This is a genomic window from Paenibacillus sp. WLX1005 (assembly GCF_046603685.1).
Classification (GTDB): domain Bacteria; phylum Bacillota; class Bacilli; order Paenibacillales; family Paenibacillaceae; genus Saccharibacillus.
Window position 1 is genome coordinate 1991912 of sequence record NZ_CP176756.1, and the last position, 22798, is coordinate 2014709.

Sequence of the window (22798 nt, forward strand, 5' to 3'; positions counted from 1 at the left end):
ATGAAACAATACAAAGAATTGTCCCCGCCGCCGCGCACGATTATGACGCCGGGACCGGTAGAAGTCGATCCGCGTGTACTGCGGGCGTTGTCTTATCCTATACTGGGTCAATTTGATCCTGCGTTTACCGGATTGATGAATGAAACGATGGAGATGCTGCGCGGACTGTTCGTAACGGACAACCAGTGGTGTTATCCGGTAGATGGTACGTCTCGCTCTGGTCTAGAAGCCGTCATGGTCAGTCTGGTGGAGCCGGGTGATCGAGTGTTGGTTCCGATCTATGGACGATTTGGTCATTTGCTAACCGAGATTGCTGAGCGTTGCGGTGCCGAAGTGATTACGTTGGAGACGGAATGGGGCACTGTATTTGAACCGGAACAGGTGAAAGCAGCCATTCGTGAGCATCGTCCAGCAATCGTAGCGATGGTACATGGCGAGACATCGACCGGCTGTATGCAGCCGCTGCGCGAGATTGGTCACTTTTGCCGTGAGATGGATGTACTGTTCGTTGTCGATGCAGTAGCGACCATCGGTGGGGTACCGGTATATGCGGATGATTGGAAGATTGATGCAGTCATTGGCGGCACACAGAAATGTCTGTCCGTCCCGTCAGGCATGGCGCCTATTACGTACAATGAGCGCGCCGAGCGCAAGATTCTGGCTCGGAAAAGTATCGAGCGCGGTCTACGTACACCGGGCGATGAGGTGAATACACGCCGCATTCACAGCAATTATTTTGATCTGGCACAGTTGCAGGACTACTGGAGTCCAGCACGACTGAATCATCATACAGAAGCGACATCCATGCTGTACGGATTGCGTGAAGGATTACGCATTTTGCATGACGAAGGCTTGGAAGCACGCTTTGTTCGTCATCGTCAAAATGGTGCCGCCATTGTTGCTGGTGTAAAAGCGATGGGTCTGCAACTGTTCGGCGGCGATGAGCATCGCTTGCCAGTTGTAACCTGCATCGAGATTCCAGCAGGCATTGATGGCGAAAGTGTACGTTCGATGCTGTTGGACGATTTTGGTATCGAGATTGCCAGCTCGTTTGGTCCGCTAAAAGGTCGAATCTGGCGGATCGGCAGCATGGGATACAGCAGCAGTCGGAAAAATGTACTGCATGTACTGGGCGCACTGGAAGCGGCACTCATCCATCATGGATTCAAGTTACCTGCCGGTGAAGGCGTTCAAGCTGCTCTACAAATCTACGCGAATAAGGAGGAAGTGCCGTGCTGATGAACATCATGCCGCAATCGCGCAAAGGGATGGTTGCCGCGCCTCATTATCTGGCAAGCCAGACGGGCGCATTTATATTGCAATCCGGTGGCAATGCTATTGATGCCGCTGTCGCCGTTAGCGCTGTGCTCGGCGTGGTTTATCCGCATATGACCGGAACCGGTGGCGATGCTTTCTTTTTAATTTATGATCAACAAACGGGTACGGTGAACGGCTATAACGGTAGCGGGCGTTCTGCTGCCGCAGCTACACCGTCTCATTATCTGGATAAAGGATTTACGTCCATTCCGCAGCGTGGTCCGCTTGCCGCAGTAACGGTACCCGGCATGGTGGACGCATGGGAAGCAGTGTGGGAACGATTTGGTAAGCTACCGTGGGAGCAGGTGATTGCACCAGCTGTCCGGTATGCAGAGGAAGGCTTTCCAGCATCGCCGAGTCTGGCACGCTGGACTATGCGTGATCTGGAATGGCTGAACGCAGACGATTATTTGCGTGAAACCTTTCTGCGTGATGGCGAACCACTGCAAGAAGGCGAAATGGTGTATCAGCCGCGACTGGCGGAGGTGCTGCGCGGCATTGTAACAGAAGGTCGAGATTATTTTTATACAGGTGCATTGGGGCAGCGTCTTGGACAGGCGGCAGAGCGTGATGGCAGTGTGCTGACGGCGGATGACTTTGCTGCTCATCGCGGAGAATGGGTAGAGCCGATCTCCACATCGTATCGCGGACATGAGGTGTACCAGATGCCGCCGAATACGCAGGGCTTCTCCCTGCTCATGATGCTCAATATGCTGGAGCATACAGATGTGTCGAATATCGCCCGCTTCTCGCCGGAATTTTATCATCTAATGGCAGAAACGGTGAAAAAGGCGTTCCGTGATCGCGACCGGTATTTGACCGATCCGAACTTCCGCGATATTCCGCTAGATCGTCTGCTCTCCAAGACGTATGCGTCGGAGCTGTGGCATGAGATGCAGTCCCGTCCGCAAGCTGCTGAGCATCTGTCGGCGGCGATGGGGCAGGATACAGCTTATGCGGCAATTGTAGACGAGGATGGTAATGCTGTTTCGTTTATCCAGAGTTTGTACTTTGACTTTGGTTCAGCATATGTGCCGGACGGGAGCGGAGTGATTTTGCAAAATCGTGGATCGTTCTTCTCGCTGGATGATCGGCTGCCCAATGTACTGGAGCCGCGCAAGCGTACCTTCCATACATTGATGCCGGGCATGGTACTAAAAAATGGCAAGCCGTATCTGCTACTCGGTACGCAAGGTGGGGAAGGTCAGCCGCAAACGCAGCTGTCCATTTTAACCGGTGTCATCGACTACGGACTCAATGTGCAGCAGGCAATTGCACTGCCGCGCTGGTTGTACGGTCGCACATGGGGCGATGTCAGCGATACGCTCAAAATTGAGAATCGCTCATATAGCGATATTTCGTCCAGACTGGAAGCTTATGGGCATAGCGTTGAGTCAGTGCGCGATTATGATGCACTGATGGGTGAGGCACAAGGGATTCATATCGCTGACAATGGCGTATTGAGCGGCGCTGCCGATCCACGTAGCGACGGGATTGCGATAGGCATTTGAGCCGTTTCATGAAGGCAATTAGGTTTGAACATATGGTTTGAAAGTATCCACATCATTGCAATGAGAAGCCGGACAGTGTTCGGGCAAAGAATCAGATGTTAGCGCATCTGCCTATTCTTTCCCGACTGTCCGGCTTTGCTGCAAATGTCGTCATGTTACTTTGCCGTTAGGTATATCGGTTGAGCGATAATATGACCGTGAGCAATGCAGAGTTACATGACAATCATTACAACGATACGTAAGCTCAGCAGCATGTACAGATCAGAGGGGGAAATGAAAGTGGGAAGCATCTTAATCCGTCAGGCACAAATTGTAACGATGAACGAAAGTGAAGAAGTATTGATCGGGGATGTACTCGTTGAACATAACAAAATTGTCAAAATTGCTCCGCATCTGGACGATGTGGCGGATCGCGAGATTGATGCACGCGGCAAGACGTTGTTGCCAGGCTTTATCCAAACGCACATTCATCTGTGCCAGACGATCTTCCGCGGTAGAGCAGATGATATGGAGCTGATGGACTGGCTGCGCAAGCGCATCTGGCCGCTGGAAGCTGCACATGATGAAGAATCGATCTATTATTCCGCATTGCTTGGCATCGGCGAACTGATCTCCAGCGGTACGACGACCATTTGCGATATGGAGACGGTCAATCATACAGACTCCGCTTTTCAGGCAATGGCGCAGAGCGGGCTGCGGGTCATTTCCGGTAAAGTCATGATGGATCATGGTGACGATGTGCCTCTTCCATTACAGGAAAATACCGAAGAATCGCTGCAAAAAAGTGTCGATTTGCTGGAAAAATGGAATGGCTTCGGTGGCGGACGTATTCAGTATGCGTTTTGCCCGCGTTTTGTCGTTTCCTGTACGGAAAAGCTGTTAACCGAAGTACGTGACTTGTCCGCGCAATATCATGTAAAAGTCCATACGCATGCTTCTGAAAATCGCGGTGAGATCGCGCTTGTGGAACAGGAACGCGGGATGCGCAATATCGTCTATCTGGATCATATCGGACTCGCGAATCCACGTCTGATTCTTGCCCACTGTGTCTGGCTCAGTGAGGAGGAGAAGCAAATTTTGCACAAGCGTGGTGTCAAAGTAACGCACTGCCCGGGTTCCAATATGAAGCTCTCTTCCGGTATCGCCGAGATTCCTGATCTGATGAACCGTCATATTCATGTCGGCATTGGGGCAGACGGCGCACCATGCAACAACAATCTGGATATGTTTCAGGAGATGCGTATGACTGCCTTAATCCAAAAGGTGCCGCATGGTCCAACTGTGATGGATGCGCGTACCGTACTGCGGATGGCAACGATGGGCGGTGCCGAAGTGCTAGGACTGGCAAAAGAAATCGGCAGCATCGAAGTGGGCAAAAAAGCCGATCTCGTTCTGCTCGATCTGGAAGATTATCATACATTCCCCTCGCATGATGTGGATGTATACTCGCGGGTCGTATATTCCGCTGGACGCAGCAACGTGGATACCGTGCTGATCGACGGACAGATCGTATTGCACAATCGTCAGGTGCGTACGATTGATCGCAGCATCGTCCTGCGCGAAGCTGATCGTTCGATCAAACGTCTGATTACTCGCATCGGCTAATAAAAGAGACAACGATAACAGGAAAGGGGTTGGAGACGATGGATATGAAAGACCTATGTACAGCGGCAATGAATGAGGAGCAACGCCATATCCGAACTGTTCTTGCAACGGTAGTACATGTGGAAGGGCATGCATACCGCAAGGAAGGCGTCTCCATGATCCTGACCGAGGACGGTCGCCATTACGGTACGATCAGTCCGGGCTGTTTGGAAGAAGATCTGTGTGCACGCGTGGAGCAAGCATGGAATCATGATGGTGTCTGCATGGTGGAGTATGATATGCGTCCCAAAGATGATCTGTCTTGGGGCGAAAATATCGGCTGTGGCGGACTGCTGCATATTTTACTAGAGCCAGTACGAGGCATATTGAGAGATACATTATTGTCTATGAATGATCATCTGGGACGCGGCGAAGTCGTGATGCTGACTCGCAGCTTTGACAGGAATGGTGTAGAGGTAAATTATCAGTTGCTGTCAGAGGGGCATAGCTTAAAAAATGGAGAACCTAACCGGAGTGAGCATGAATCGGAAGCAGTGGGATCTTCATTACCGTTACCTCCAGCCCCGCTAGTACTGGCACATGGGTATTCCAATACTGATTCTGATCCAAAGTCTAAAGGACAATCGGCACAGAGCGATCCTTCCACTGGTAACTATGTGTTTGTACGTACGTATCGTCCTAAGCCACGTTTGGTACTGATCGGCGCAGGTGATGACTCGCGTATGGTTAGCATGCTGGCACAATCGTCCGGATTTGATGTGGTCATTGGCGATTGGCGGGAGGCACTGTGTACGCCGGAGCGTTTTCCCGGAGCGCAGTGTGTGATCGGATTCCCGCAACGTTTGTTAGAGCAGATCAAGCCGGGACAGGGTGATTATCTGTTGCTGATGAGTCACAATTTTCCTCGTGAGCGAGAGTGGATCGAACTGCTAGAAGGTTGCCCCTATGCGTATCTCGGTATTATGGGTTCATCGGAACGAACACGCCGGTTATTCGAAGGATTGCCGAACTATCCGCATGTGCATTCGCCAGTCGGTTTGTCTATCGGTGCTGACGGACCAGACGAGATTGCAATCAGCATTGCTGCTGAGCTGATTGCTGTGAAGCGTGGTAAACAGAGTCGCAGCAAGGAGGTTACCGTTCATGAACATCGCCGCACTCGTGCTGGCAGCCGGTAACAGCAGTCGCATGGGCAGGGACAAACTTTCCCTGCCTTTGTCATTGCCCAGTCATTCTCCATCTGCTCTGGTCACGCCTGATGAGACAGAATCGCGCGATAGTTCCGATTCGTATTCTGAATCTCCTACCCGTTCCGACTCACATGCCGAACCCATTCCTATGCAAATGTCTACGTATTCCCATCCAGCACACCCAATCACTATCGGTGGTAACGTATTATCAGCAGTTATGGCAGCACAATCGTTGCAATCCGTTGTTGTTGTTCGTTCTCCACATTCGTCAGCAGCATGGGTCGCTGAATGTGATCAATGGCAGCAACAGAGCGACGGACGTTTGCAAACGATCGTTTGCGAACAGGCAGATCAAGGCATGTCATATTCGATTCGTACTGGTATGCGACAGATCGTTGCCTCGGGAGCTTCGCATGTATTGATTGTGCTGGCAGATCAGCCACTAATTGAAACCAAGCATCTGCAACAACTAACGCAGTATGCGCTAGATAATCCGCAACTGGATTATGTAGCGGCTTCATACAAAGAAACCGCAATGCCGCCGATTGTATTTTCACAATCCGTGTGGCAGCAGTTGACGCAATTGCAAGGTGATCAGGGAGCGCGCAAGTTATTGTCCTCAGATCAGTTGCATGGCGCTGTAATACCGATGCCAGCTCATATATTCTACGATGCCGATACACCGGAAGCACTAGCAACCATCCGCCGTCATCTGAGCGAGAACTAGATGCAGACGGAATGCCACTACATGAAGCGTACTGGAAATAAGTATAGTGATAGGGAAGGGAAGCTAATGGATAACATACGTTCGATTGAGTCGAACAATCGGACGTATGTTATTAAATATTACATATATTCTGATAGAAATCGAATTTCTATATCGATACAGAGAATACATACGTATAATTAGCAATAAAAAAGTAACAATCCATATCTTCATAAGCTCCAAAATAGGATATAAGAACAAAAACAATCACTCATATTTATATTTACCACAAAACAAAGTCAATTTAGTTGACATGAAAAACACTCTCCGATACTATAGGTTCAATATTCAAAAATCGGAGCTATACGGAGGTGTCATCATGAGCATACAGCAGAGTGAAAAAACGGTAGAGCAAGGACCTATCGTGTGGGAGCCGGAAGATGCAGAGGAAGCTGTACGTCTGAAGCGGCAGTATGGAGCGGAAGCCGTATTCGTTGCAGGTGGCACTTTGCTGCGGACACAATGGGAAAATGGAGTTGCTGCTTTTCCACAACATATGATTCGGCTGGATACCATTCCCGGTATCACTGACATTCAGGAGCACGCAGATAGCTTGCTGATCGGAGCGCTATCATCGCTAAAACAAGTTGGTATTCATAAACAGGTCGAGCAATATGCGGCTGTATTGTATAGCGCCTGCAAGCATATTGCTGCTCCATCGATCCGTCATCTGGCAACAATCGGCGGCAATATCGCTTCCGCGGTCGGCGATGCTCTGCCTGCGCTGCTGGTGCATCATGCTCGTCTGGTATGGGCAGATTCAGACCGAACCGACATTATATATGAACAGTCAGTCGTCGATTGGATGGATCAGCTACGGAAGGGACAGAAGAATGCACAGGCTGTCCTGCTCGGTATTCATTTTCCAAAAGAACCTGTAGATGCAGCGGCACATATTGCTATGGATCCGACGTCAGCGTCGCACGATCTGGGAGGACTCGCTACGGTCAACACGAAGTCTGATCAAGTGCAGTCTAATTATGATAAGCAGCACCATGCAGATAACGATACCCTTTTGAGACTGAAGCGCGATGATAGACATATTGTATCCGATGATATGCACACTCTATCTGATGAGAGACATATGCTATCTTCTGGCGGTATGAAGGATAGCGCAAGTGTACAGCTATGGAGCGATCAGCATGGAGAGACGTGGCGAGAGCTAGGATTTTTCCGCAAGCTTGGACGGCGTGAAGCTTTTACACCGTCACTCGTAACGGTAGCATTTCGGGCATGGATAGCGGAGGATGGACGTTTGCTGCATGTGCGTATAGCAGCAGGTGGCGGCTCTGGTCTTGGTATGCGACTGTACAATTGTGAGCAATGGCTGGAAGGGCAAATATACGATCCGTCGATTACGACGCAACTGGCGGAGCTGGTAACCGCAGAGTTTGTCAGCTATAGCGATCCGTTTGCGACAGATACGTACCGTCAGCGCAGCGCTGGCAATCTGTTGGCAGCAGGATTGTGGGAAAGTATTCAAGCAATGGGGAAAAGGGGGTGACCGTTCATGCTGCTTACTCGTGAGAATAGTGGAGAACGCTGGCGCAAACGCCGAGATGGTAAGGAAAAAGTGACTGGCGAGCTACGTTATCTGACCGACATGACCGCTGAACATATGCTGTACGGACGCGTCCTACGCAGCGAGCATCCACATGCACGTATTGCAGCGCTGGATACATCGGCAGCGGAACAGTATCCGGGTGTCGTTGCTGTCATTACGCATCATGACGTGCCGGGCTTGAATCGTTTTGGCATCGCTACACCGGATCAGCCTGCGCTATGTGAAGACCGGGTGCGTTATATCGGCGATGCGATTGCAGCGGTGGCAGCGGAATCAGCGGATATTGCCGAGTATGCTTTATCCCTGATCGCTGTTGAATACGAAGTGCTAGAGACGCTCACCGATCCGCTACGCGCTTTGGAAGATTCGGCACCGCGTTTACATCCGCAGGGCAATGTACTGCACCGCACCGCTGTCAAATATGGCGATACCGATACTACATTGAAGCGCTGCGCTTATGTGGTCAAACAAGAATACAGCACACCGCGCCAGATGCACGCTTATATGGAAACGGAAGGTGGTCTGTTCATCCCGGAAGCGGATGGCAGATTGACTGTCTACGCGCCAACTCAGCACGGGTATAAAGATCGGATGCAGATTGCCCGCATTCTGGATTGGGAGGAAGAGCGCATTCGTGTCATTTCCAGTCCAATCGGTGGTTCATTTGGCGGCAAGGATGAGCTGAATGTACAACCATATGGTTCATTGCTTGCACTGAAAAGTGGTCGTCCAGTCAAAATGCACAATTCGCGCAAGGAATCGGTACGTGCAGGCTTGAAGCGCCATCCGATGAAGATTGAGATGGAAACAGGCATGGACGAACATGGTCATGTACTGGCACATCGGGTGCGCATCGTTGCTGATACTGGCGCGTATGCCACATTGGGAGCGCCAGTGCTAAATTTTGCAACTGAGCATTGCATGGGACCTTATCGCATTGAGCATATTGATGTGGAGGGTGTATCTGTATATACGAATAATGGCGTTTCTGGTGAATTTCGCGGCTTTGGCGGCAATCAGGCGATCTTTGCAATGGAAGGTCAGATGGATCGATTGGCAGAGCTGATTCAGATGGACCCATGGGAATTTCGATTGTTGAACCGTCGTCACTCTACCGATCCCGGACCACTGCAACAGCAAATCTGGGAAACGAATGGATTGGAGCAGGTGATGGAGACTCTGGAGCATTCCAAGCTGTGGCAACGCCGTAGTCAAATACAATCGCACAATGAACAGCAGCCACCATGGATCAAGCGCGGAATTGGGGCAGCACTGGCGATGCATGGAGCTGGACTAGGGTATGGTATTGATGATCCGGCAGGTGGACGATTATGCCTGAATGCACATGGGCAGATCGAAGTTGCTTTTAGTTACGAAGAATTTGGACAAGGCTTGATTGCGACGATGGAGATGATGCTGATTGATCTGTTTCAGTGTCATCCGTCCGATATTCATATCGTCATTGGTGATACGGATAAGGTGCCGCATAGCGGTTCCAGTACAGCATCTCGCTCCACTACGATGGCATGGATGGCGTTACAGCGTTTGAAGGTGCCATTTCTGGAAAGTATCTTGCACAAAGCACATCATCTTACTGGCATTCCCCTAGAGCAATTAACGACCGGTCCGCAGGGAATCTGGCAGCAAGCCGCAGGGCATGTGTCTGCGAAGTATAAAGGTGTAGCTTTATCGCCAGATGCACAATTTGTGCTGAATTATCGTGATATCGTAGCGGCAAGCGAAGCAGAAGAATTGATGTTTGATACGGAATTTTCGTATCCGACTACACCGGATGAAGTGGTGGGTGGGCATTTTCTGTATACGTATGCAGCGGTGGCTGCCGAAGTGGAAGTGAATACGCTGACTGGTAATGTCAAGCTGCTGGATACGTATCATACGGTCGCTGCTGGTCCGGTTATCAATCCGATGGGCTTTATCGGGCAGATCGAAGGCGGTAGCGTGATGGCACTTGGATTTACCTTAACCGAGGATGCGCTGATGCACGATGGACATTATATGACGAAAAATATGGATACGTACATCATCCCGACGATTCAGGATATGCACCGTTCACTAGAAGTAGAAGTCATTGAGGATTTGCCGGATAACGATCCATTCGGTCCACGCGGGATCGGCGAGATTGGCTCGGTTGCACTAGCGCCGGCAATGACATCAGCCATTCGGCAGGCGGTGGGTATCTGGGTCAATCATTTGCCGGTACCGCGCGATCAATTGATCCAACCGGTCAGTATGCGGCAGCAGGAAGGAGTTAGCACATGACGAGAACAACGGATAGTAATTGGACAGCAGTCATTAATGGAGAAACACGACAATTGGCGGTGAATCCGTCGCGTCGTCTGCTAGACATTCTGCGTGCCGATCTGAATCTGACTGGTACGAAAGTGTCCTGCGAGATCGGGCGCTGTGGTGCCTGTATGGTACTGATCGACGGCGAGCCGGTTAACTCCTGTTTGACGATGGCATATCAGTGCAGCGGAACAGAGATAACGACCATTGAAGGATTGCATGGACAATCGCCGCAGGAACTGCATCCGGTACAGGAGGCTTTTCTGGAGGAGGGCGGATTTCAATGTGGCTACTGCACACCCGGCATGATTATTTCGACTACAGCATTATTGAATCGCTGTCCGAACCCGGATGAGCATCAAGTAAAAGAAGGATTGTGCGGCAATCTGTGCCGCTGTACCGGATACGGCGGCATTCTACGTGCAGTAGAGAGCGCAGCTGACAAATGCAGTCGTCAGGCAGTATCCCCAGCAACGAGTCCCCTGCCGTCTGTACACAAATGAGTGCAGCTACTGCATATATATCATCTGCCTGCCAGATACATTGTACCTGCTAGATAGATTCGGCGGTATGAAACGCATCTATTCGTGATGTTTGATCATGGAATAGAGGAAAATAATCTACACACTACAATACAAGCACCGGGAAGCACTTCTGACGATGGAACGATCAACTTGTCAATCCATAGTCCGAATAATGCATCCAACGGTGCTTTTTTGTTCGTGCTTTATCGTTTGGCAGCTTGTACGTATGGAGACGCACATAGAGAGATTGTTATGAACATAGTATCCTATATTTCGCTTATTTCCTTGATCTTTTCTACTTCACTACGAAAAAGTGTTCACAGCCGCCTGTTCGTGTTATCATATAGCTTTGGTGCCGACTGATTTTTCTGTTTAACGTATCGACAGCCACAATCAGTACGAGGGCGCATGACCGGATTTTGCATGCAAGGCAGGAAGCGGCGGTGCTTTCGGCGAATACGTACCGGAACAGGCTGAATAGCCGCGTGAAGGCAAAGGGGAACGTCCTTTTGATTGGAATATTCATATAGGACGTACAATGAACGATACAGATTGGACAGACAATCTGTTACCATACAAGCGGCTGGGGGAGCACGAGCAGGCTGCTGGAACCATGGCATATGATTGAAATCTGACCTGTCACCTCACCGGATGGCGCAGGCAGTACCTCGCTATGCCGGCATTTCCCTTCCCTATATCCGCGCAACATGAAAGGCAACAAGGAGGGGAATCTTTGGAACGCGAAGCAATGAATGATATGGAACAACTGGCAGATCACTATTTCCCGTCTGGGAATTGGCATATGGTAGAAGGCAAAGGCGGAATGAACAACACGACTATGTTTATTGATCATGCCTCACAGCGTTATGTGCTGCGCCGCTATGAAACGCATCGTGAACCAGATAAGGTACGCTATGAGCACGAAGTGTTGTTTATGCTACCGGAAGTGTTGACCGATCTGGCGATTCCGAAGCCTGTTCGCGATCAGCATGGTGATACGATCTATGTAACGGAAGCAATACCGCAGCGTGGTGAAGAAGGCGGTCGTCTGGCAGCATTATTTCATTATATGGATGGCAGTAACCCAGAGCTGGTAACGGATGAGCAGCTTTTCCAATTTGGACGTACCGCAGGACGATTGTCAGCGGCGTTGGCGCAGATTGATATTGATCTGCATCCGGTATATCCGCCGTATTATCGCCTTGGTCAATCGTATCCATTATGTAGCCCGGGGAGATTGGAAGCATTTTGCGCCAATCCGCCGGAGGACTTTGCTGGTATTCGTGAGACGCTGAATCGGATTGGTGAGCGTCTGGGCGAGCAACTCGTACGGATTGCACGGCTTGCTTCTTTGCCGCATCAGTTGATTCATGGTGATCTTAATGCATCGAATATGCTGCAAGCGGAGGATGGACAGATTACGGCGATTCTTGACTTTGAGTTTGTTACCCGTGATCTGCGTGCGATGGAGCCAGCGGTATGTCTATCCGATATGTTAACCAGTATGGAATGGAGCGCTGGCGATGAACGTCGCTGCACTGCTTTTCTAAAAGGATACGCTTCGGTCGTTAAGCTGACGGAAGCAGAGGCGGTACGATTGCCGCTACTTATTTTACTGCGGCGGATGGATGTATTTATGCATTTCCTGAGCCGATATTTTGAAGGTATCGATCAGGCGGATGTAGTCATTTCGCAGGCGAAGCGACTGGATGAAGGCTTGAATTGGTACAAACAAAGCGGCCCCCTGCTCAAAGCAGTCAGCCGCCAGATTTTTGGATATGAGGATACAAACTAATGTAGCAAGCTTGAACAGTTATCGAACATATACTATACCAGACTGCGTAGCCAGCTGCGGATTGCCCATCCGCGCTCGCTGCGTTTTTTGTATTTTGGCAGCGAACGGTAGACGTTGACCGCTTCACGGAACGATTGCTTGGCTTGCTGCTGATGACCAAGTGCGCGCTCCAGTTGACCGAGCATATAGTAGGCACGGCATGAGGACGATTGAATCTCGCGGAATCGTTCTAGTACTTGCAGTGCCTTTTGCTGATCGTGACGGGCATAATGACCTGCCAGCCGCAGATAAGGCTCGCCATATTTTACCCGTGGATTCCATTCCAATGCTTTTAAAATATATTGCTCTCCTGTTGCTGGCTCTCCGGTATGCAGCAGTGTTGTGCCGAGATCATCCCAATATTCAGCAGAATCCTCATAAGCATGACCAATCTGCTCCAGCCATTGCCGCGCTTCACCATAACGACGACGCTCCAGCAGCAGACGCGCAAGATCGTACCGCGCCGACATATCGCTCGGACTGTTAGCTGCCTGCCGGCGCAAGGCACGAATCCGACTCATACGCTTGAGTGGCTTCACAAAGCTTGGGAAAATACCGACAAACCGGCGATCCAGCACATAGATGATGGCAAGCATTACAAGCAGCGCCAGAAATGGATTGCCCAACAGCCACCACAATATTGAAAAAATGAAAATTTTACTCATGATACGCCTCCATTGTAACATTCACTTTCGTTTACGTTCTAGTTTGATTGCATTCGTACAAGCGTGCTCCTTCCTGATAAAGCTACAACATAACAAGCCTGATGATGAAACGTTCCCATTCTCCAATCTTCCATTTCTAAATTATGTAGTTTTTTTACACCATTTTAGTCTAAATGATGTTACAATATGTGGCAAGAAATGCTTTTGTAATAAAATGTTCACGTTAACATTAAATAAAATCACATTTATCCTTGCGAATATGAGAATGCTTTATTTTGAATCGACGGAGGTTTATCCATGACAACAAGCAAAACACAGCCGCTATTGCGTCCGCATCTGACCAGTGAGAATGAGCGGCGTCAGCATGAAGTAATTCGACAGCAACCACTGAAAATATTGCAGATCGGCGATGGCAATTTTCTGCGCGGGTTTGTCGATTGGATGATTCACGAAATGAATGCCAGCGGCAAATACCATGGCAGTGTCGTACTCACACCTGCCACCCCGCGCGGCGCACATCGACTGGAGAAAATGGCGAATCAGGAAGGGCTGTATACGCTGCTACAGCAAGGATTGCAGCACGGCAAAAAAGTGGAACAGCGCCAGCTGATCTCTGTATTCCGCGATTATGTGAATCCGTATGGAGAGTGGGAGCGCTTTTTACAGCTGGCAGAATTGGAATCGCTGGATGTGATCGTGTCCAATACGACGGAATCTGGACTTGCCTATGTCGAGCTGGACTATGTACCTGGGGAGCCGATTGTGAATTTTCCGGCGCGATTGGCGGTCTTTTTACACCGACGATTTGAGACGTTTGGTGCTGATCCGAAGCGAGGATTGATGATTCTGCCGTGTGAACTGGTGGAGAACAATGGTGATCTGCTCAAAACTTATGTGCTGCGCTATGCCAGAGCATTTGGCTTTGGTGACGACTTCTGCGAGTGGGTAGAGCAGCATCAGCTCTTCTTGAACAATCTGGTAGATCGGATTGTGACCGGGATGCCAGAGCCAGGCGAATACGCACGTCTGACGAACAGCTGGGGATATGAGGATCAGTTTCTGACGTCAGCGGAGCCGTATTATATCTGGGTCATTCAGGGCGATTCATCATTCGATCGACGTCTACCGTTAGTGCGATCCGGTCTACATGTCAAATGGGTGCCTGATCTCGCACCATATCGTCAACGTAAAGTGCATATTCTGAATGGTGCACATACGCTGATGATGCCAGTTGGTCTGTTATATGGCAAAAGCACCGTGCGTCAATTGATGGAAGACGAGCAGCTGGGCAATTGGGTCAAGCAGAGCATCGCCGACGAAGTGATTCCATCACTGGGATTGCCACCGGAAGAACTACAACGTTATGCGGACGAGACGTTTGAGCGCTTTTACAATCCGTACCTGGAGCATCGGTTGCTGGATATCGCGATGAATAGCTTGAGCAAATGGCAGGCACGTTTGTTGCCAGTACTGAAAGCGTATACAGCTAAACAGCAGCAGTTGCCGCAGCAGCTAGTTCGCAGTCTATCGGCATTACTATTGCTGTACAAGGTAGAGCCTGTAGAGCAAGGCGAACAGCTATGTTTTCGCAGCTTAACAATGGATGGTCAGCCGTTGGAGATTCGCGATAACGCCGAATGGCTGCAACGATTATATTCCCACTGGCAGCAGAGTGGTACGTCAGCAGGGCAGGATGGTCAGGTGGATTACGAGCGGGCAGTCGTACAGATTTTGAGCGATACGACGATTTGGCAGGAGGATTTGACACAGATTCCGGGTCTGGCGGAACAGGTTACATTCAATTTGAATCATATGGGGGCGCAATGGTCATGAATACGATGATTCGCGATTATATTACTATTCAAAAGCAGGATGATGTAGTGATCGCACTACGAGATATGGAGCCGGGCGATACGCTATTGCTGGATGGCGGACAGGTGCTAACGGTAATGGACCCAGTGCCACGTGGTCACAAAGTAGCTGTGCATCACATTCCGTCTGGGCAGGATGTGATCAAATACGGCTTCTCCATCGGCAAAGCAACGAGCGATATTCAACCGGGGCAATGGATTCACAGCCACAATCTGCATACGGGATTGTCCGGTACACTGGATTATGAATACCAACCCGATCATAGCTGGCAGCCGCGTAGCATTCCTGCGCATTTGCAGCAATTTGATGGTTATTTGCGACCGAATGGCGAAGCAGGGATTCGCAACGAAATCTGGATCATCAATACGGTCGGCTGCATTAACAAAATTTGCGAAGCGCTTGCTCGTACCGCTCATATGGAGATGGCTGGTCGTGTAGACGGTGTGTATCATTTTCCACATCCATTCGGTTGCTCACAATTGGGCGATGATCTGGAATATACGCGTCAACTGCTCACCTCGCTCGTGCTGCATCCTAACGCTGCTGGTGTACTGGTCATCGGTCTCGGTTGTGAAAATAACCAGATCGAACAATTTGCTGCTGGCATTCCAGCGGAATATGCTGGCAAAATCCGCTATCTAAAAGCACAGGAGGAAGACGACGAGATCGAAGCAGGCATGGTCTATCTGGAAGAATTGGTATCTCAGGCAGAGCAGGAGCAGCGTCAACCATTGCCATTATCCAAGCTGAAGATCGGTCTGAAATGCGGTGGCTCAGATGGACTGTCTGGTATTACTGCCAATCCGTTAGTTGGTCAGGTTGCCGATCTGCTCGTCTCCGCAGGCGGAACTGCTATACTGACTGAGGTGCCAGAGATGTTCGGTGCAGAGACGATTCTGATGAATCGCTCATCAGACGATCATATTTTCGGACAAATGGTAGAGCTGATCAACGGGTTCAAGCAGTATTTTGTGAATCACGGGCAAAATATTTATGAGAACCCATCACCCGGTAACAAGGCTGGTGGCATCACTACACTGGAAGAAAAGTCACTTGGCTGCACACAAAAGGGTGGTCATTCGCAAGTGGTCGATGTGCTGCGCTATGGTCAGCGTGTGCATCGTCCGGGACTCAATATTGTGGAAGCGCCGGGTAATGATCTCGTATCGGTTACTGCTCTATCCGCAGCAGGTGCACATATCGTACTGTTCACAACCGGACGTGGTACCCCATTTGGCGGTCCAGTGCCAACTGTGAAGATTGCCACACAATCCGATCTCGCCAATCGCAAAAAGCATTGGATCGACTATAATGCCGGACAGTTGTTAGAAGGGCGTGAGATGGAACAGGTCGCACTGGATCTGCTGGAACAGATCGTGGAACTAGCTTCCGGTCGTCGTCAGACGAATAGCGAGCGTCATGGCTTCCGCGAAATTGCGATTTTTAAAGACGGCGTCATATTGTAAAATTTAAGAGTTCATTTTAAAATATGGAAGTGAAGGCAGAAGATATGAACAGAGGCGGAAATGGAAAATAATGCTCTGTCTCTGTTCGGCAATCCATGATCCATGACTAGCTACGCAAGGAATAAAGCGAAATTCGCAAGTAGAATCTCACAGGAAACGAACCGAAGGGAGCAGATGCATGTCGGTTGAAGCAATGATGAGACGGCGTCCACTGGGCAGAACTGGGTTGAAGATTGCACCGCTTAGTCTTGGTGCGGCTCCGCTCGGACAAGTATATGGACAGGTGGATGAGCAGCAGGGAATCAGAATGGTACATCAAGCATTGGATCAAGGCATGAATCTGATCGATACTTCGCCATATTACGGCATCACTCGCTCGGAGCAGATGCTGGGACAAGCGCTGGATGGTGTTGCGCGCGACCGTTATATACTGTGTACCAAAGCAGGACGCTACGGTGATCAGGAATTTGACTTTTCCCGTGAGCGGATTCTCAGTAGTGTGCATGAAAGCTTGCAACGTCTCGGCACCGATTACGCTGATATTGTACTGCTACATGATATTGAATTTGGCGACCTGCGTACCGTACTAGATGAAGGCATTCCGGCATTGCAACAGCTAAAACAGCAAGGAACGATCCGCTATTATGGTGTGTCGTGCCTACCACTGGACGGATATCGTATCGTGCTAGAGCATACGGATCTGGATGTGATTTTGTCGTATTGTCATTACACGCTGAATGATTCCACACTGGTAGACTTGTTGCCGATGTTGGAACAGCGTGGGGTAGGCATTATGAATGCCGCTCCGCTATCGATGGGTCTGCTATCTGATCAAGGACCAGCATCGTGGCATCCTGCTTCTTCACAGATGCGCCAATTGAGTTTGCAGGCGGCAGTTCTCTGTGCAGAGCATGGTACTAGTTTGCCAAAGCTGGCTGTGCAATATGCGTTGTCCAATCCAGCGCTGACAACGACGATTGTCGGCACATCCAGTGTGGAAGAACTGACTGCCAATCTGACCTACGCGTCGGAACCTATCAACGAAGTATTATTAACGAAGGTGCTGAATTTACTACGACCGATTCAAGGTCAAAGTTGGGCGACAGGGCATTGGACAGAAGAAGTGTTGAATGGCAGTCACTCGTTACGATGGGAAGGCAGTCCATTTCACAAATAAGCCTTATAAATGAATTGTATGAAGAAAAGGGATATGAGAATCCCGCACTCGACATCATTTCGATAAATGTCACGAAATCATGCTTTATTTGCGCAAATTCGACAAAAATAGCGATACGTAAAATGTGTTTTTCTACATTTACGTATCGCTATTTTCATGTTACAATAAGTGTAGTGATGGATGGCATTATTTTACAGCTAAAATAACCGTTCCATGACCTGGGATTTCGATGGAAGAATCCACTGGCTGATCATCCAACATATTGACGGTTGTTAGGGAGTTCAACTCCACAGTAGCTGCTTCAGCGTTGTGATTCAGCAGGAAGATGAATGCCTGTCCTTCCTTGATTCGACGTCCAGCTTCCACGCCCACCGGTGTATCCAATACTGGCTGAATGTGCTTCTGTTCTGACAGATGTTCCATCAGACCAGCGACAAAGGATGCTTCGCCATCAGAAGCGATATACCATGCTTCACCTTGACCAAATGTGTTGCGCGTCAGCACTGGCATGCCTTTATAAAAGTCATCGCCGTACTCTGCCAACACGTCAGCGCCTTCGGTGTGCAGCAGATCGCATAGCATGCCGCAGGAATAGCTACCTTGTAGCGAACCGAGCTGATCCTTCATTACGATGGAATTGTGCATCGTCGGTAGAAGTGCATCAATCTCTTCGACCCAGATGCCCAGCAGCTTGCGTAGCTCGCCCGGATAGCCGCCAAGTGTCACGAGATCGTTCTCGTTGACAATACCGCTAAAGAAGGTGGTGACAAAGGTGCCGCCCTGTTCCGTAAATTGCTCCAGCTTGGCTGCAAGTCCCGGCTTGACCATGTACAGCACAGGCGCGATAACCAGTTCATACCGGCTCAGATCGGCATCAACGCCGATAATATCTACCTGCACATTGCGGTTATAAAACGCTTGATAATACTTATGAATTTGCTCGACATAATTTAGGGCAACGGTCGGGCCGCTGGACTTCTCAACCGCCCACCAGTTTTCCCAGTCGAACAGAATCGCCACTTTGGCTTCGATACGCGAATCCAGCAGTTGTTCGCCGAGATGTTGCAACTCGTGACCAAGTGAACTTGTTTCGCGAAACACGCGGGTATTGCCATGTCCGACATGTTCAATGACAGCGCCGTGGAATTTCTCACATGCTCCGACTGAGCGACGCAGCTGGAAGAACATGACCGTATCGGCGCCATGGGCAACGGCTTGATAACTCCACAATCTCATCACGCCCGGACGCTTGAGTGAGTTGTACGGCTGCCAGTTTTGCTGGCTTGGCGTCTGCTCCATCAGCATGAATGGCTCGCCGTTCTTAATGCCGCGCATCAGATCATGTGCAAGTGCTGTGAAGCTGATCGGCGTGTTCAGACCCGGATAGTTATCCCAAGAGACGATGTCCATATACTTAGCCCATTTGAAATAATCGAGCGGCTTGTAAAAGCCCATTAGATTGGTCGTAATCAGCGCATCTGGAATGAGAGAGCGAATTGCATCGTATTCCAGACGATAACAGTCCAACATGCTGTCGGAATTGAAGCGGGCATAATCTAGTGAAATCCCTTGAAAGCTGGAATTGTTATCGCCCCATTCCTCACTACGATTGTCTGGTACGACAATCTCGTCCCAATCGTAAAAGGTATGACCCCAGAAGCCGGTATTCCATGCTTGATTGACCGCTTCGATCGTACCGTAACGCTGCTTCAGCCAGACGCGGAATGCTTTCTCGCAATTGTCGCAGTAGCATTCGCCGCCGTATTCGTTGGAAATATGCCAGACGATGACTGCCGGATGTTCGCGGTAGCGCTCCGCCAGACGACGGGCGATCTCTACCGAATATTTACGATACGTCGGGCTGTTCGGACAGGAATTGTGACGCCCGCCGAATTTGCGCTTGCGTCCATCTTTGTCGGTACGCAGTACATCGGGATAACGAGTCGCCATCCATGCTGGATGTGCACCGGTACTAGTTGCGAGACAGGTGAAGATACCGTTTTCATAAAGGCTATCAATCATCTCGTCCAGCCACTCAAACTGGTATGTAAGCTCATCCGGCTGATTACGTGCCCATGAGAATACGTTTAACGTTGCAATGTCGATTCCGGCCTGCTGAAACAGTTCCAAGTCTTCAAGATGAGTCTGGTGATCCCATTGCTCGGGGTTGTAGTCGCCGCCATAAAAGATTTTGGGAAGTTTGCTGCTGATCAATGTTGTCACTCCTTGTATAAGAATAATTCTATGTTAAACGATAATAAAACCTTGTAAAATATAAGATAATGCTTCTATGATATAAAAATACGGATATAGGATGTGAATGTTCATGTACGTAACCAACCCGCATCGCCGCTTTTTTAGCGAGTTGAAGGACCTGCAACTGCCGATTCATATGGAGAGCATTGGCGAGAACAACGATCAAGAGGCGATCGATCGTCCAGACGGTTATCCATGTTATCATTGGCTGCAAACGGTACATGGTGAAGGCGAATTTGCATTTGGTGGTGCACGGTATAATGTACGTGCTGGTTCGGGGGTATTGCTGGCTCCGCGCGACGCGCATAGCTATCGTCCGATCAGTGGTGTCTGGGAGACGACGTATGTGACATTCGGCGGTCCGCAATCACTGGCGCTGCTATCCACATTCGGTTTATCCCATTCTGCATATTATGAGTGGGATCGGGATTGCGAACTGGAGTTTTTTGCTGACAATTTGTTAGGTCAAATTCGCAGCAATCGCGATCTGTCCGGTCTGGATACGAGTGCTGATCTGTATCGTTTTCTGACATTACTCAAAAAGCATGGTCGTGTGAACAACCTGCCATCGTTGTCGCATACGGTAGAACGTCTGGCGCCACTGATGAGCTTTATGGAAGCACATTATGACGATCCGAATATCGGACTGGAAGATATGGCGCTACAAGTCGGCGTAAGTGCGCGTCATCTGAATACGCTGTTCCGTCAAACATTTGGCATGACTGCGTATGCCTACTTTATTCTGCTACGTCTACGCAAAGCCAAAGAACTGATGACTCTCTATCCGCGTATGACGATCAAGGAAGTATCCGGTCAAGTCGGATTCCGCGATTCCAGTCACTTTGTCGCGACATTTCGTCGTTTGGAAGGAGTAACACCGGAGCAGTTCCGCAATCTCTATTGACGGTTGCTGCTTCCGTCTTATCCGCCTTCTGCACATTTATTATTGAATCCATTCTCTAAAGCGCTTACAATGTAAACGTTTGGAGAATACGGCTGCCCCGGCTCCTATGTCGGGGCTTGTCCTGTTGTACAGAAATTGAGGAGTGGAGGTATACATATAATGGAGAACATCTGGATTCATGATTCATCTGTCGTGGATGATCAAGGGGAACGTCCGTATTTGGAGCCGTATCTGGTGCCAGATGCACGCAGTGCCGTAATTGTGCTGCCGGGTGGAGGGTATGAATTTCGCGCTGATCATGAAGGCGAACCGGTTGCCAAATGGCTGAATGACAACCAGATCTCGGCATTTGTGCTGCAATATCGGTTATCACCACGTCATCGCAGTACCCCGCTGGAAGATGGTCAAGCAGCGATTCGGCATGTGCGCGCGAATGCTGCTGAATATGGGCTAGATCCTTCACGTATCGGGATTCTTGGCTTTTCCGCAGGGGGACATCTGGCGGCGATGACAGGAACGGTATTTGCCAATCGCGAGACAGAGTTGCTAAATGGACTGCATCGCGAGATTAGTTCGCGTCCCGATCTGATGATCCTGTGCTATCCGGTCATTACGATGAACGATTACGGTCATGAAGGATCACGATTGTCATTGATCGGTTCAGATGCACCGCTGGAGATCGTTACCGGTGCAAGTGCAGAGCAGCAGGTTACGCCATTGACACCGCCGACCTTTATCTGGCACGCATCTGACGATGATCTGGTGCCGGTACAGAACAGTCTGCGCATGGCAATGGCATTGGAAGAACATGGTGTGCCGTTTGAACTGCATGTGTACGAGCATGGCGGTCATGGAGCAGGTCTGGCATTGGATCATCCCGTAATGGGCGATTGGACAAAGCGCTGTATCGCATGGCTGCATCGGCAAGACTGGTAGGCATTCAAGCATCTGCATATCCAAGAAGATCATATGCCAATGATGAAATGACACCATAGCGTAAAACATGGATGACCAAAGTGATGGATTGTTGAAATGAATAAAAGTTCCAAATGAATAAACTTCAAAATGAATCGTGATCTATCATTTCAATACAATACAAACAACACGCTGCTTCATTCCGAAGCGGTGATATACCCAAAGGAGCTGGAAGAGATGAAAATTGAGAAAAATGACGTACTGTTAATGATTGGTGATTCCGTTACAGACTGTGGACGTGCTCGTCCGGTTGGCGAACATTGGGCGATTGGAGACGGTTATGTCGGTCTTGTGGATGCTTTGCTGTTAACAGCATACCCGGACTACAATTTGCGCGTACTGAATACCGGTACAAGTGGCGACAGAGTGCGCGATCTGGCAGCGCGCTGGGAAGAGGACGTGTTTGCACATTCCCCTGACTGGGTATCCATTATGATCGGTATTAACGATGTATGGCGGCAATTTGACCGTCCTGCCAATCCTTCGGAGCATGTATATCTGGAAGAATACGAGCAAACGTTGCGCAGACTGGTAGAACAAACTGTACCGAAAGTCAAAGGGCTGGTATTGCTCACACCATACTATCTGAGCACTACAGTAGAAGATCCGATGCGTGCCACGATGGATGTATACGGTGAAGCTGTCAAACGTATTGGCGCTGAAACTGGTGTACCGGTTGTAGATACGCAGGCTGCATTTGACACAGTTGGTCAGCACATTTACCCTGCATCTCTGTCGCACGGTTGGGATCATGTACACCCAAATACAAAAGGGCATATGATTCTGGCACGCGCCTTTTTGAAAGCTGTCGACTACGACTGGAACCGCGGTCAATAAATATATGCGCTGAATCACAATAGCAAAT

Annotated in this window: 17 protein-coding genes; 15 read left to right on the forward strand and 2 right to left on the reverse strand. The window is 49.6% G+C overall.

The features are described 5' to 3' along the window. From ACE3MZ_RS08640 to ACE3MZ_RS08680, 9 genes are all read left to right on the forward strand, one after another. A complete protein-coding gene (locus ACE3MZ_RS08640; protein WP_411346036.1) occupies window positions 1–1239 on the forward strand; it encodes a pyridoxal-phosphate-dependent aminotransferase family protein in 1239 nt (412 codons plus the stop codon). After that, entirely contained in the window at window positions 1239–2828 is a 1590-nt protein-coding gene (ggt, locus tag ACE3MZ_RS08645) for a gamma-glutamyltransferase (RefSeq protein WP_411346738.1), read from the forward strand. The genes ACE3MZ_RS08640 and ggt overlap by 1 nt, the downstream gene beginning before the upstream one ends. Window positions 2829–3107: 279 nt before the next feature. Further along, window positions 3108–4433, forward strand: coding sequence for a 5'-deoxyadenosine deaminase (locus ACE3MZ_RS08650; protein WP_411346037.1), 1326 nt, complete (start codon window positions 3108–3110; stop codon window positions 4431–4433). A 38-nt stretch (window positions 4434–4471) separates the two neighbouring features. After that, the gene (locus tag ACE3MZ_RS08655; protein ID WP_411346038.1) at window positions 4472–5611 is read left to right on the forward strand and encodes an XdhC family protein; all 1140 of its coding nucleotides are present in this window, start codon (window positions 4472–4474) and stop codon (window positions 5609–5611) included. After that, entirely contained in the window at window positions 5577–6350 is a 774-nt protein-coding gene (locus ACE3MZ_RS08660) for an NTP transferase domain-containing protein (RefSeq protein ID WP_411346039.1), read from the forward strand. Before ACE3MZ_RS08655 ends, ACE3MZ_RS08660 begins: the two co-directional genes overlap by 35 nt. A gap of 358 nt (window positions 6351–6708) precedes the next feature. Beyond that, window positions 6709–7893 carry an FAD binding domain-containing protein gene (locus ACE3MZ_RS08665; protein WP_411346040.1) on the forward strand — a complete coding sequence of 395 codons (1185 nt, stop codon included), beginning with the start codon at window positions 6709–6711 and terminating at the stop codon, window positions 7891–7893. Window positions 7894–7899: 6 nt separating this feature from the next. Beyond that, the gene (gene pucD, locus ACE3MZ_RS08670) at window positions 7900–10233 is read left to right on the forward strand and encodes a xanthine dehydrogenase subunit D (RefSeq protein ID WP_411346041.1); all 2334 of its coding nucleotides are present in this window, start codon (window positions 7900–7902) and stop codon (window positions 10231–10233) included. Further along, window positions 10230–10763, forward strand: coding sequence for a (2Fe-2S)-binding protein (locus ACE3MZ_RS08675; protein ID WP_411346042.1), 534 nt, complete (start codon window positions 10230–10232; stop codon window positions 10761–10763). The genes pucD and ACE3MZ_RS08675 overlap by 4 nt, the downstream gene beginning before the upstream one ends. A gap of 754 nt (window positions 10764–11517) precedes the next feature. Beyond that, window positions 11518–12579, forward strand: coding sequence for a phosphotransferase (locus ACE3MZ_RS08680; RefSeq protein WP_411346043.1), 1062 nt, complete (start codon window positions 11518–11520; stop codon window positions 12577–12579). A gap of 32 nt (window positions 12580–12611) precedes the next feature. On the opposite strand, the gene ACE3MZ_RS08685 is transcribed toward ACE3MZ_RS08680, so the two are convergent. Next, window positions 12612–13283, reverse strand: coding sequence for a tetratricopeptide repeat protein (locus ACE3MZ_RS08685; RefSeq protein ID WP_411346044.1), 672 nt, complete (start codon window positions 13281–13283; stop codon window positions 12612–12614). Between the two features lie 297 nt (window positions 13284–13580). Here ACE3MZ_RS08685 and ACE3MZ_RS08690 point away from each other — a divergent pair, with 297 nt between their 5' ends. The 3 genes from ACE3MZ_RS08690 (at window position 13581) to ACE3MZ_RS08700 (ending at window position 17798) form a co-directional block, all read left to right on the forward strand. After that, complete coding sequence (locus ACE3MZ_RS08690) at window positions 13581–15116, forward strand: tagaturonate reductase (RefSeq protein WP_411346045.1); 1536 nt, start codon at window positions 13581–13583, stop codon at window positions 15114–15116. Continuing rightward, complete coding sequence (locus ACE3MZ_RS08695) at window positions 15113–16621, forward strand: UxaA family hydrolase (protein WP_411346046.1); 1509 nt, start codon at window positions 15113–15115, stop codon at window positions 16619–16621. The genes ACE3MZ_RS08690 and ACE3MZ_RS08695 overlap by 4 nt, the downstream gene beginning before the upstream one ends. Before the next feature lie 178 nt (window positions 16622–16799). Then, window positions 16800–17798: an aldo/keto reductase gene (locus ACE3MZ_RS08700; RefSeq protein WP_411346047.1), complete on the forward strand. Its 999-nt coding sequence runs from the start codon at window positions 16800–16802 to the stop codon at window positions 17796–17798. A gap of 186 nt (window positions 17799–17984) precedes the next feature. Here ACE3MZ_RS08700 and ACE3MZ_RS08705 read toward each other — a convergent pair whose 3' ends face one another. After that, entirely contained in the window at window positions 17985–20012 is a 2028-nt protein-coding gene (locus tag ACE3MZ_RS08705) for a beta-galactosidase (RefSeq protein ID WP_411346048.1), read from the reverse strand. 112 nt (window positions 20013–20124) lie between these two features. Here ACE3MZ_RS08705 and ACE3MZ_RS08710 point away from each other — a divergent pair, with 112 nt between their 5' ends. The 3 genes from ACE3MZ_RS08710 (at window position 20125) to ACE3MZ_RS08720 (ending at window position 22770) form a co-directional block, all read left to right on the forward strand. Continuing rightward, window positions 20125–20958 (forward strand): helix-turn-helix domain-containing protein, encoded by an 834-nt coding sequence (locus ACE3MZ_RS08710; protein WP_411346049.1) that lies wholly within the window; start codon window positions 20125–20127, stop codon window positions 20956–20958. Between the two features lie 159 nt (window positions 20959–21117). Beyond that, window positions 21118–21894 (forward strand): alpha/beta hydrolase, encoded by a 777-nt coding sequence (locus ACE3MZ_RS08715; protein WP_411346050.1) that lies wholly within the window; start codon window positions 21118–21120, stop codon window positions 21892–21894. Between the two features lie 216 nt (window positions 21895–22110). Next, window positions 22111–22770, forward strand: coding sequence for an SGNH/GDSL hydrolase family protein (locus tag ACE3MZ_RS08720; RefSeq protein ID WP_411346051.1), 660 nt, complete (start codon window positions 22111–22113; stop codon window positions 22768–22770). Window positions 22771–22798 lie beyond the last annotated feature (28 nt).